Here is a 12558-nt window from a genome sequence, read left to right on the forward strand (position 1 = left end):
CTCGAATTTGTAGCCAAAGCAATCAATTGATGCTTGAAGGATAGGGTTGAATTAAAAACCTGTATTTTAATATGCCTAGAAGAGAAGATATACGTTCCGTACTCATCCTGGGTTCCGGCCCGATCGTAATTGGGCAGGCATGTGAATTCGATTATTCTGGAACTCAAGCCGCCAAAGCTCTGAAAGAAAAAGGGATTCGCGTTATTTTATTGAATTCAAATCCGGCTACGATCATGACCGATCCGGATCTCGCGGATGCTACTTACGTGGAACCGATGACGGTTCCGGTCGTTCAAAAAATTCTGGAAAAAGAAAAACCGGACGCAATTCTTCCCACGGTCGGAGGTCAGACGGCTCTTAATCTTGCACTTGCTTGTAACTCTGCGGGTATTTTAGAAAAATATAATGTAGAATTGATCGGAGCCAAAGTAGACGCGATCAAAAAGGCAGAAGACAGGGAACTTTTTAAAAAGGCGATGGAAAAAATAGGAGTCCGTGTTCCTGCATCCGGACTTGCAAATAATCTTAAAGACGCGGTTGAAATCAAAAATAAACTCGGACTTCCTTTGATCGTTCGACCGGCGTTTACTCTCGGTGGGACGGGAGGTGGAATTGCCTATACCGAAGAAACCTTCGAAGAAGTTGTTTCTAAAGGTCTTAAGGCGTCACCGATCAGTCAGGTTCTTTTAGAAGAATCCGTTTTGGGTTGGAAAGAATTTGAACTCGAAGTGATGCGTGATCTTGCGGATAACGTGGTGATCATTTGTTCGATAGAAAACATAGATCCTATGGGAGTTCATACTGGAGATTCTATCACGGTTGCACCACAACAAACTCTTTCCGATAAAGAATATCAAAACTTGAGAGACATGTCGATCGCGATTATCCGTGAGATCGGAGTAGAAACTGGAGGATCTAACATACAATTTGCGGTAAATCCAACAAACGGAGACGTGATCGTAATCGAAATGAATCCTAGGGTTTCCCGTTCTTCGGCTCTCGCTTCTAAGGCGACAGGTTTCCCTATCGCTAAAATTGCAGCGTTACTTTCCATTGGATATACGTTAGACGAAATTAAAAACGATATTACTCGTGTCACTCCTGCTTCTTTTGAACCTTCGATAGACTACGTAGTGACTAAGGTGCCTCGTTTTGCTTTTGAAAAATTTCCAGGAACAGACGATACGTTGGGAGTTCAAATGAAGGCAGTCGGGGAGGCGATGGCGATTGGAAGGACTTTCAAGGAAAGTTTTCAAAAAGCGCTTCGTTCTCTAGAAATTGATCGTTACGGTTTTGGCTCTGACGGATACTTTCAAGAATTATTATATTCTAGAAGCCTAAATAATGATCAAAGAAAAGAATGGATTGATTCTCATTTAAAACGCCCGAACGACAAACGTATTTTTTACGTCAAACTTGCATTTGACGAGGGTTATACCGTGGATCAAATCCACGATTTGTGTAAAATTGATCGATGGTTTCTGTGGCAGATGGAAGGTCTTCTCAAATTGGAAAAGGAATATTCCGAAAAAGGAAATTCGATTCTTTATAAAATGAAACAAGTTGGATTTTCAAATCGTCAGCTCTCGTTTCTTAAAAATAAAAAACAGATTTTGGATTTACTCGATGGAAATCTTAGAGTAGATCTGAAAAAAACTGAAATTCAAAATCTTTTAAAACTGTCGGAAGAAGAAATCGAAGTCGAACTAGGTTCTAAAAAAATTCTTCCCGTATATAAAAGGATCGATACTTGCGCTGGAGAATTTGAAGCGTATACTCCTTATTTTTATTCTTCTTACGACGAAGAAGACGAGTCCGATGTGACTAACGCTAAATCTGTAATGATTTTAGGAGGAGGTCCAAATCGGATCGGTCAAGGGATCGAATTTGATTACTGCTGTTGTCAGGCTTCATACGCGCTCCAAGATCTAGGCATTGAATCGATTATGATCAATTCTAATCCAGAAACGGTTTCCACTGATTATGATACTTCGGATCGTCTTTATTTTGAACCTTTGACTCTGGAAGACGTTTATCGAATTTATCAAAATGAAAAACCGGAAGGTGTGATCATTCAGTTTGGAGGTCAGACTCCTCTTAAACTTGCAAAGGATCTGGAAAAAAAGGGAGTTAAAATTTTAGGAACAAGTCCGGATTCTATCGATCGTGCGGAAGATAGAAAACGTTTTGTAGAAGTATTAGAAAAATTGAAACTAAATTCTCCCGAAAGTGGAATCGCTACTTCTATGGAAGAGGCCAGGGAGATCGCTCATAAGATCGGTTATCCGGTTTTAGTTCGTCCTAGTTATGTTCTAGGTGGTAGGGCTATGCTCATCATCAACGAAGAGAAAGAACTAGATCGTTATATGGAAAAGGCGGAAGAAATTTCCAAGGACAGGCCTCTTTTGATCGATTCCTTTTTAGAAGACGCGATTGAAGTCGATGTAGATGCTCTTTGTGATGGAAAGGAAGTTTTTGTTACCGGAATTATGGAACATATCGAGGAAGCCGGAATTCATAGTGGGGATTCTGCTTGTGTCCTTCCTCCACAAACACTTTCCAAAAATATGATGGATGAAATTCGTAAGGCTACGGTAAATCTTGCACTTGAACTTCAGGTTAAAGGTCTTATCAACATTCAATACGCAGTTAAAAATGAAATATTATATATTATAGAAGTAAATCCCAGGGCTTCTAGAACCGTTCCTTTTGTATCTAAGGCGCTTGGTCATCCGATTGTAAAATATGCGACTCGAATTATGATGGGAGAATCTTTAAAAAGCCTTCCTCTTCCGAAAGAAATGGAATTCTCTCAGGTTTCTGTTAAGGAAGTAGTTCTTCCGTTTAATAAATTTCCGGGAGTAGATACAATCTTAGGTCCTGAGATGCGTTCTACTGGGGAAGTGATGGGGATCGCTTCCACCGCAGGAGAAGCATTTTTGAAATCTCAATACATGGCGGGAGATGAGCTTCCTTCTCAAGGGACCGTTTTTGTAAGCATCAACGACAAAACGAAGGCTGAACTTCTTTCTTATATTAAGGATCTTTCGGAATTAGGTTTTAATTTGATAGCCACTTCGGGAACTCATAAATTTCTTTCAGACAATGGAATTCTTTCTTCTAAGATCAATAAGGTTTATGATGGGATATTTCCAACCGCGCTTGATTACATCCGAGAAAATAAAATTCATTTGATTATAAATACTCCTCTTTCCAGAGTTACTAGAGACGATAGTTTTACGATTCGCCAAGCGGCGATCCGTTTTAAAGTGCCTTGTCTAACTACGTCTAATGCCGCTAAGGCGCTCATCAAAGGAATGGTGGAGATGAAAAATAAGGGTTTTACAATTCATTCTCTCCAAGAAATCCACGCGATGCCTAAGATTCTTTAAAATTTAGTATATTTTGATCTAATAATATACTAAATTATTTTCAAGTGAATCTGAGGATTTTGGATAGCAAAAAAATCGGCCCGCGTATATAAAAAATGTATTCTATAAAATTTGAAAGTAAAAAAGAGCTTACCACAGTGAAAGATTAAAGATTTGCTCTTAATGGATCAAAAGAGTTTTCAATCGAAGAAATACACGGAGATAAAAAAGGATCCTTTTCTTGGTTCAAATGGCCTCTTGCTAATTTCCAAACTACAAATTCATTGGAGTGATCGATTTCATTTTTGTCATCTTCTTCATCCTGGATATATAGAAGCCCGTAAGAACCGGGCAATAATGTCCGAAATTTTTTAAAAAATGTCTATGATTAAAGCCGATCTGTGATTGAACAATCCCGACATAGTCAAGCAGATTTGTCCGTTGAATGTTTATAAAGTCTTGAACTTTTCCTATCGGAAAGCCACTGTAAAAGTTTTTGAAATGCAGTTTCTTCTAACGTTTCAACAATATAGTGTGTATGATAACGTAATACGGCCCAGCCATGAAATTCAAAAATAAGAAATGTATTTTAAAAAGTTTTAATTTCATAATACAACTAAAATCCATTTTTGAGATAACATAATGTGTAGGGCGTTCCTGTGCCTATATAAATCGTAAAACAAAGATTAAACGAACAAAGGCACAGGCCGGGCTCTCAGCTCTGGTCAAGTTATTGTAAAATCATTCACTCACAACATAGAATATTATTTTAAAGTTCCAATAACTTGACCCCGCATCGATCCCTAACGCGATTAATCCACTTTAGCTCAAGAGTGTGGTCTGTAAATACTATCGATGCGTAAAAGTTTCCGTATATTCAAAGAACTATATAATAAAGTACCTATTATTTTACGCTGAAATAGGGTTTTGTAATAAAAATTTACGGTACTCAATTGAATGGGATCAGTAATAACCTAGTTTGATGAGGTCATCTGATCTAAAATCTGTTTTAGGAACGTTTCTTTATTATTTTATAGAGAAAAAGAGAAATTTTTTTTCTTAAATACCTTCCGCGAGAATGATTCTCGGAACTGCTTCGAGTATGAACGTTCTTTTGTTAAATTCAGATAAAAAGATTCAATCCGCTTTGAATGAAGGTGTGGTTGGCTCCGATTCTCTTTTGATTCCTTTGAGCTATTGGAATCAGTTGGATAAAACTCAAAGAAAAGCTCTTTCTAAAAAACTTCCGTTTCTGTTGAAAAGATACACAAAGTATATTTCTTCTTTAGATCGACTTTATTGGAGAGCCGGTAAGATCAAATATAATTGGGGTGTTGGTGAATTAAAGAAGATGACGATTCATGTGCATACGGGTGTTTGGGCTGTTTTGGGAGCTTTGGCTGCAACACATGGTGTTTCTAGGTGTTATCTTTTCAATTATCTTCTCTGGCTCGAAGAAGTTGGAATTGGGGATTCTATAGAAAATACGATGAACCGAGGAGTTCCTCAGTTTCATGGGAATTACAGGATGATCTGGAACTTAAATCTACGGAAAAATCAAATTTCTAGAGAGTTATATTTCAAACCAAATCCGTTAAAAAGCAAAAATAAAAATTTTCTGCCAGAACCTGATTTATAAAAAATATAATTTTAAAATATTATAACTTAATAATGTATAAATCAAATATTTACTTTGTAAAAGAACGAATGCTAATTATCTAAAGGAATTAACTTTTGAGAATAAATATTCAATGAGACTAACTTAAAAAAAATATAAAATTCTGTATGACCATTGAAAACACTGTTTTCTTTGAATAATTGAAAAAACAAAAAAATGGGCAAATAATTAAAATCTTCTATTGCAATTAAATGTAAACGGTTGTGTAAGTGAATACCATTCGATTGTAACTTTCTCTTTTTGGGTAAAGGGATTCTAATTAGGAATCAAACCAAAGTAGAAGCAGTTAACAAAGTAATAATAAAGAATCATTATCAGTATATTTTACTAATTTAATATTACTTATGTTTTTGTATTTCTTTTAAAGAAAGACCTACGTCGTTTATAACTTTAAAAGCGATCGCAACATTTTGAAAACAGAGGTCTGGACAAAGCCCCAGCAAAATTTTTTGTCATCAAGCTGAGTGTTGGGTTTAGAAATTTTTGAAGGTGACTTCGTTTAAACTAGAAATGTTTTCTTGATTTACCAATTCAAGATTCAGATTGCTCTAAAATTCTTCTAGAATCACCAATGTTTCCTACGGATGATTCCCGAGATCAATTTTAGAAGGAATTTCTTTTTCGATGACTGTAAGGCAGCCTTGTAAAATAAAGTATAGAAAGATAGAAAGAATTCTGTTGTTTAAAATGATTGGTTTCTGAAATTAAATTTTTCTATTGCTAAAGAGGAGAATCAAGATGTCAAAAATTTTAATACGAATAGTATGCATTGTATTTTTTACGTCTGTATCAAACTGTACAAAAGAAGTTGTCCGAGTCTATAATCCAGTAACTGAAAAAGATAAGAAATCATACGGGATCGTGGCTTTTGGACTTTATGCGTATAATCAAAATCATAAACCTTTGATGAATCTATTTAGTAAAGATGTAGGAACGGTATTTGCCGAACTTGGAACTTATGGAGTCAAGTTTTCCGAAGTCATATCAAAAGATGAAAAAACAAATACTTTGAATGTAAGCCCGTATCCGATCGAAAAGCCTACGATGGTGGAAAAAGTGGAAGCAACACAATACTTTGAAGGAAAGATAGGATACGTATCACCGTTTTATTTATTACTCTCACTCGATCCGACAAAAGAATACGTAATTACAGGAGTAAATTATACGTATCAAATCATTTGTGGACAGAAATGTCGAAAAACTGTGATACGAAATTTTTCGATAGATCCAACCAAATCTTTTAAGGTGTTTCCGATCAAAACAAAAGCGGGAGAAATAACATTTGGGGGAATCTTAATGGGAAAAGTAACTAAAACTACAAAAGACGATCCGTACGGAATCATAGACGATACACCTGAGTTAAGTGAAATCTTTTCAGGAAATAAAGTATTCATAAATCTAGAGTCTGGGGAAGACTATATCAAAGGAATGGATTCGAATTATTTAAGAAAATTATACTATGGTGGAGAAGTAAATATTAAGAACGCAGAAAAACTATTTTATGAAAATCTAATTAAAGCTTATCCTGAAGGATATTGGAAAACACTCGCTGAGAAAAAGAGGGCTGAATTAAACAATCAATAAATCGATAAGAAAACGCAGCAGTGATTTTCTGAAAGATTTAAGAATTTATTCCAAAAACCTTATGATCAACCATTTTTGAATCTCCAATAAAAAGAGGTAGTTCTTTCCTACTCGACACTTGAAAATAATACCAAAAACCAACAGTCAGCTTTATGAAAACGTAGAAGTTTTTATAAATTGTCACTAATTTGGATTCTTGGCTTTTTTGAATAGGTATTACGATCTAAATTTTAGAGCAAATTTATAGTATAATTATCTGTCTAAGTAGAAACAAAAAATTTAGTTTTTTATGTTATACTTAAGTGTATTTTAAAAATACAATACAAAAGCTATGATTTTAATAAAATAAAAGTTATTGCTTAGAACTATATAATAAAGAGCCTAATATTTTACACCAAAACAGTGCTTTACGATAAAAATTAAAAATACTCAATTTTATAAAGAACAGTAAAAAAGGTAATTGTAGTGTTTAAATGATTGCGTTCATCTAGAAATTTGACCTATAAAAGCCCGTCAATTTTTATTTCAAAATTTTATTTCAGAGCAAAAACTTCGGTTTCTATTCTATAATTTTGAGTCAGATTCATCATTTTGAGTTTTATAAGTTTCCTAAAATAAAATTGCGAAAGAATAAAAATCGTTTCAATAATTTTTGATAAGAAATCAAAACGATTATGAGTCCTTATATACAATATGGATAAGGATCGCAAATTCTGAGATAAATCCGCGTTTAGAGACGGAATTTTTGACATTCTATCGTATAGATTGAATATGAGGTTCAATGATTTATCTTCCAATTCTAAGAAACTAATTATATGGATTCATAAAAAAAGAAAACTGAAGGAGTCGTTTGGAAAATTAGGATTTGAAAAATAAAGTCAAATAAGGATCAACTCAAAGGTTATGAAAATAAAAAATTTGTTAACTAATTTATAAATACGTAAAGTAGGAATTATTACCGCTTTCAAACAACCTCTAAGAGTAATAGTAAAAATTTTTACACTAATCTAAATGGGCGGTTTATTAGAAAGATTTTTTGAAAAAAGAAACGATTGCGATTGGAAAATAAAAATATTCGAAAGTATTTAATAGTTTTCCATAAAAAAACGGATTATTTACTGTAAAAAAAAATTTATGAAATAAACTGGATTTCATTTTAAGGCGAAAATCATGTCACTTCTTGAATCTGAAAAAATACCATTAGGAAGTTTACTTCCAGATTTCCGGTTGGCTGATCCAAACGGAAAAACATATTCTTCCGATCAAATATCCGGTTCTACTGGATTGTTATTGATAGTTACTTGTAATCATTGTCCTTATGCACAAGCGATTTGGCCAAGATTGATTCGTTTTGCAGGAGAAATACTTTCTCTTGGAGTTCGAACCGTTGCAATCAATCCAAACATACACCCTGACTATCCGGACGATTCGCCCGAGATGATGCTTGTAAAAATTAAGGAATGGAAGATTTCCTTTCCTTATTTAGTAGATGAAACTCAAGAAGTTTCAAAAAAGCTAAAAGCGATGTGTACACCAGATATTTATCTATATGATGGAGAACAGAGATTATATTATCATGGAAGAATGGATGATAACTGGAAGAATGAAAAACAGGTTTCTAGAAAAGAATTAGAGTATGCGGTTCATCAACTCGTAAAAGGAAATCCTGCTCCTATCAATCAAATGCCCTCGATGGGATGTTCTATAAAATGGAAGGAGTAGTCACTTGCCAGCAATAACACCCGATCACACTCCTATCAACGCGGAATCTTTTCAGGAAGTGGAAATTATCAGTAACCACTATAGAGAGATTGAAACGAAATCATTGGATCATTTTAAGGATGAGTTTAGAAAAAACGAAAACTCCTTGGATAAGGTTTCAACGGTCGCTTTGATTGCTTTTCTGAAAAAAAGCGGAAACGTATATCAGGATTGGAGAATATTAAAAAAGAATCTTACAGATAAATACACAGAACTGCAGAGTAGTCGAAATTCGGAATACGAGCTTATTTATCGTAAACTAGTCACAAATGATAAAATAAAACCAACCGCCTTGATTGGGGATATATTTCAGTCCGTGGTGGAAGATGTTTTAAATGTCTTATATATCTGGACCGATTCGGAAAAAAAAGAACAATCTAAGCTTATTGAAAGTATTAGAGATCAATCTTCAAAAGACAAGGATGAGAATCTCAAAAAACTTTATCGAGATATGATACAAAAAAAACTGAAAGAAAGGGATCGCAGTTTTATCCTATTTCAGGATTTGTTAAAAGAATCCGCATTCAATTGGAACCAAGCCTATCGAAAAAAATTTCATCAGAGTTTAGCCGCTACCGTAAAAAAACTAGAATCGTCTAAGGCTAGTAAGGCGGAAATTCTAAACAATAAAAAGGCTGCTAAAAAAGCGATTTTAGGTTTCTACGAAGAGGATAAGATTCAAAAATATTCAATTTTTATGGTAGACTATTTTTTGGATCGGCTTCTTGAAAAAGAATCGATCGTAGAAAACAAAATTTTACTTCCTAAAGAACCAGAGGTTGTCCCAAGTAAAGAAAAAGAGAATATGGATTCTATTCAAAAAAAATCTGAAATTCAAACTTCCTTAAGTCGAGTTGTAATTGAACCGGAATTGAAAAATGAAAAACCGAATCCTACAAAAAAAGAATGTCCAATTACGGATCTTCCGGATCATCTAATCAAAGAATGTTATTCTGATTATTTGATTGTGGATCTTTCCACAAAAGAAAAACGTCTCGAACTACATCGAATCCGCTTAGGAAAAGAAAATCAAAATACAAGAGCCGAAGCGATTGAATTTTTCAGTCATTGTGCTAACAAAGATATTTCTGCTGTAATGTTAGCTGAGTCGGCTTTGAGAAGACACAATATCACTCAAGAAGAAGAGGAAAAATTGAACGAGATGATTCGTAAACAAAATGCTTGTAAGTGAAAAGCCTGAGGTCAAATTGATTTAAAATCATAATAATTATTACATCACGGAATCTTTATATAATAAATTTTAAATTTGAGAATCCCAAAACAGTAATTTTATGTGAAAAGTTATTTGATTAGATGATGTGTTCTTTTTGGATTTTATAGAGTTTCTGGTCGAGAAAAAGAACCGTTTTTGTAAGTATCAACGATAAAACGAAGGCTGAACTTTTTCCTATATATTAAGGATTTTTCGAAATTACGTTTATTAAAAACTATAATTTCGAAATTTTATATGAGTTCCCACAGATTTGGATCCAATTCCGTTTTTTAAAAATTTTCCGGGATCCAAGTGCGGTTTAATACTTCTTTCTATTTTGATAAATTATGGATCTAAGCTAATTGGGTTTGTAAAATTCTAATTAGACAAAATGGCATCTCTATCTAAATTTGAAAAGTATGGATTAGATACGAAGCATTTACCATAAAACACGAAAACCACATAAAATTCTAAAAGAACTAAAATTTAAAAAATCTATAGTTTTGGTGGCCTCTTCATTCTTTTTAGGATTGGGATAAACATTGAGAGCAAAAAACTTGCGAAAACTTTAAAAATTGAGAATCGATTTTGTTTGAAAATGGATTCTTTGAAAAAAAAGTAGGAACTTCTCCAGGGCAAAAAACATGCAGATCTTAAACGTAGGAATCTTTGCCCACATAGACGCAGGAAAAACGACACTTTTAGAAAGGATTCTTTACGAAACCGGAAAAATTCGAAGGCCGGGAACGATAGAAGAAGGGACAACCGAGTCCGATTATTTACAAGAAGAAATTGAACGAGGAATATCGATTCAATCTACGTTGGCTCGAGTCTTTTGGCCGAACGAGAAAGAGTCTAGGATGCTGTTTCAATTTTTAGACAATCCGGGGCATCTCGATTTTCAAAGTCAAACCAGCGCTTCTTTAATCGTAGCAGATTTAGGAATTGTTCTTATAGATGCGTTTGAAGGTCTCAAGTCTCAAACGTTACAAAACGTAGAATGGCTTCGAAAAAGAAAGATTCCAATTTTATTTTTCCTAAATAAACTCGATCGAACTGGAATTGATATTACAGATTCGCTTGTAGATTTAGAAGCGGTCTTAGGAAAAGAACCGATTCTACTTTGGAAAGAAGGAGAAACTTGTTCTCTTTTAAAAGAGGGTAGTTCTGACCAAGAACTCTTACCACTTTTAGAGTGGGACGAAAAACTTTCCGAACGATATTTGAAACATCCGGATTCTTTATCGGAATTAGCTCGGGAAGGATTTGCAGAAGGGTTTTGGAAGAATCAATTTTTTCCGGTTTTTGGAGGAGCCGCTTTACATGGAGATGGGGTGCGTGAACTTCTTGCCGTTTTAGAACTTCTATCCAAAACGTTTCGGCCGGAGTTACGACCTAAAGAGGAATTAGGAATTGTATTTAAACGAGAGTTACATCCAGATCTAGGTAAAATCGTTTATATTCAACCGATGCAGGAGTTCCCACAAAATTCTCATTTTTATTCCGCAGCTGGCAAGGCACAATTTGGATCTTTTTATCAACTTTCCATGCGAGAGTTTGAAGAAACCTCACGGACTCAACCTAGAGAGATCGTTGTTACTACCGGACTAGAATTTCTCAAGCCAGGTGAAATACTCTATTCGACTCCGCAAAATAATTATAAGTCGGAACTTCTCCCTGTTCGAAAACAATTTCAAATCATACTCGAGCCGGAAGTTGCAGAACATAGAGATTCCCTTTGGAATTCGCTTCAGACACTGGTTTGGTTGGATGAAGGATTGGAAACTAAAATACTTTCTGAAACGGGACAGATTCAACTTTCCGGATTGGGGGAATTACATTTAGAAGTTTCTCTATCACGACTCAAAGAATTCTTTCCTAATACATTCAACGTAAGTAGTATTAAAGTTGCAAGGTTTGAGCTCTGGAAAAAAATGGCCCGACAGGGTGAATTTCAGCATACCGCGTTTGATCAAAAAATCTCAAGCGGACTGGTGCACGCCTCTTTGGTCAGCTCTAACAGTTTTGCCAGAGAAGTGCGGTTTGAAACTAAGATTACTGAAACTCTAAAAGAAGCCATTACATCAGCATTTTATGAAGTAGTGGTAAAGGGAACCAAGGGAGAAGAAATTCTCGGCTTGGATTTGATCGTTCATCGTTACGATCCTCCGGATATATCTATAGATGTTTCTTCCCTTGTAAAAGTAGCCGTCATCAAGGGCTTAAAGGACATAATTCCGGGAAACACGGAATTAGTTGGTCCTATTTCACATTTGGAGATCTTGATATCAGATTCGTCGTTAGGCGATGTGCTTGGTTCTCTTTCTAAGAGAAGTGCAAAGATTCAGGAAGTAAATCCAATCGGTGATGGCAAGTCGCTTGTACGTGCAAGTGCTTCTACGGAAAACTTGCTTGGCTTTGCAGGCGTTCTTAGAAATATGACACAGGGAAGGGGTGTTCTGTCTTTAGATTCCCTCTTTGACCCTGAACACTATTACGTAATTACATAAGTCGATTCCCGTTAGGGTTCGTTCAAAAGTAAGGAGATTAAAAAGTCACTATGGCTAAAGAAAAGTTTGATAGGTCTAAACCTCACTTAAACGTTGGAACAATTGGTCACGTAGATCACGGTAAAACAACCCTGACGGCAGCAATTACTACTACACTTGCAAAAGCGATCGGTGGTAAAAACAAAGCCGTTGCTTATGACCAAATTGATAACGCTCCGGAAGAAAAAGCTCGTGGAATCACCATTGCTACTTCCCACCAGGAATATGAAACTGCAAATCGTCACTACGCACACGTAGATTGTCCAGGTCACGCAGACTATGTAAAAAATATGATTACCGGTGCGGCTCAGATGGATGCGGCGATTCTTGTAGTATCCGCAACTGACGGACCTATGCCACAAACAAAAGAACATATCCTTCTTGCTCGTCAGGTAGGTGTTC

The 12558-nt window shown here is 35.2% G+C and carries 9 protein-coding genes (1 of these 9 cut by a window edge); 7 read left to right on the plus strand and 2 right to left on the minus strand.

Translation table 11 applies throughout. From position 1 onward, the window contains the following. Positions 1 to 71 precede the first annotated feature (71 nt). Positions 72 to 3392, plus strand: a complete 3321-nt coding sequence (carB, locus tag BW942_RS12245) for a carbamoyl-phosphate synthase large subunit (RefSeq protein WP_001137995.1) — start codon at positions 72 to 74, stop codon at positions 3390 to 3392. A gap of 145 nt (positions 3393 to 3537) precedes the next feature. Here the strand turns inward: carB and BW942_RS12250 are convergent, their stop codons facing one another. After that, positions 3538 to 3726 (minus strand): Imm7 family immunity protein, encoded by a 189-nt coding sequence (locus BW942_RS12250; protein WP_001119565.1) that lies wholly within the window; start codon positions 3724 to 3726, stop codon positions 3538 to 3540. Positions 3727 to 4473: 747 nt separating this feature from the next. Between BW942_RS12250 and BW942_RS12260 the strand changes: the two genes are divergently transcribed. Together BW942_RS12260 and lp30 are read left to right on the plus strand one after the other, a co-directional pair. Further along, entirely contained in the window at positions 4474 to 5010 is a 537-nt protein-coding gene (locus BW942_RS12260) for a DUF1564 domain-containing protein (protein ID WP_001101753.1), read from the plus strand. 777 nt (positions 5011 to 5787) lie between these two features. After that, positions 5788 to 6633, plus strand: a complete 846-nt coding sequence (gene lp30, locus BW942_RS12270) for a plasminogen-binding receptor Lp30 (protein WP_000034952.1) — start codon at positions 5788 to 5790, stop codon at positions 6631 to 6633. Between the two features lie 533 nt (positions 6634 to 7166). On the opposite strand, the gene BW942_RS12280 is transcribed toward lp30, so the two are convergent. Further along, positions 7167 to 7385 (minus strand): hypothetical protein, encoded by a 219-nt coding sequence (locus BW942_RS12280; protein ID WP_000036265.1) that lies wholly within the window; start codon positions 7383 to 7385, stop codon positions 7167 to 7169. A 418-nt stretch (positions 7386 to 7803) separates the two neighbouring features. On the opposite strand from BW942_RS12280, the gene BW942_RS12285 reads away from it, so the two are divergent. From BW942_RS12285 to tuf, 4 genes are all read left to right on the plus strand, one after another. Beyond that, on the plus strand, positions 7804 to 8355 hold the full coding sequence (locus tag BW942_RS12285; protein WP_000054457.1) for a thioredoxin family protein: 552 nt from the start codon (positions 7804 to 7806) through the stop codon (positions 8353 to 8355). 4 nt (positions 8356 to 8359) lie between these two features. Continuing rightward, positions 8360 to 9586, plus strand: a complete 1227-nt coding sequence (locus BW942_RS12290) for a hypothetical protein (RefSeq protein ID WP_001110981.1) — start codon at positions 8360 to 8362, stop codon at positions 9584 to 9586. 665 nt (positions 9587 to 10251) lie between these two features. Next, positions 10252 to 12117, plus strand: a complete 1866-nt coding sequence (locus BW942_RS12300; protein ID WP_001166546.1) for an elongation factor G-like protein — start codon at positions 10252 to 10254, stop codon at positions 12115 to 12117. A 50-nt stretch (positions 12118 to 12167) separates the two neighbouring features. Further along, positions 12168 to 12558, plus strand: partial view of an elongation factor Tu gene (gene tuf, locus BW942_RS12305; protein WP_001040571.1) — the start only. It continues 815 nt past the right edge of the window; only the first 391 of its 1206 coding nucleotides appear in the window; its start codon is at positions 12168 to 12170; its stop codon lies beyond the right edge, outside the window.

The sequence above is a fragment of the Leptospira interrogans genome, from assembly GCF_900156205.1.
Taxonomy (GTDB): Bacteria; Spirochaetota; Leptospiria; order Leptospirales; family Leptospiraceae; genus Leptospira; species Leptospira interrogans.

Bases quoted from the DNA above. Each gene is read 5' to 3' on its own strand.
- carB (WP_001137995.1), top strand. From the start codon at position 72: ATGCCTAGAAGAGAAGATATACGTTCCGTACTCATCCTGGGTTCCGGC.
- BW942_RS12260 (WP_001101753.1), top strand. From the start codon at position 4,474: ATGAACGTTCTTTTGTTAAATTCAGATAAAAAGATTCAATCCGCTTTG.
- lp30 (WP_000034952.1), top strand. From the start codon at position 5,788: ATGTCAAAAATTTTAATACGAATAGTATGCATTGTATTTTTTACGTCT.
- BW942_RS12280 (WP_000036265.1), bottom strand. From the start codon at position 7,385: ATGTCAAAAATTCCGTCTCTAAACGCGGATTTATCTCAGAATTTGCGA.
- BW942_RS12285 (WP_000054457.1), top strand. From the start codon at position 7,804: ATGTCACTTCTTGAATCTGAAAAAATACCATTAGGAAGTTTACTTCCA.
- BW942_RS12300 (WP_001166546.1), top strand. From the start codon at position 10,252: ATGCAGATCTTAAACGTAGGAATCTTTGCCCACATAGACGCAGGAAAA.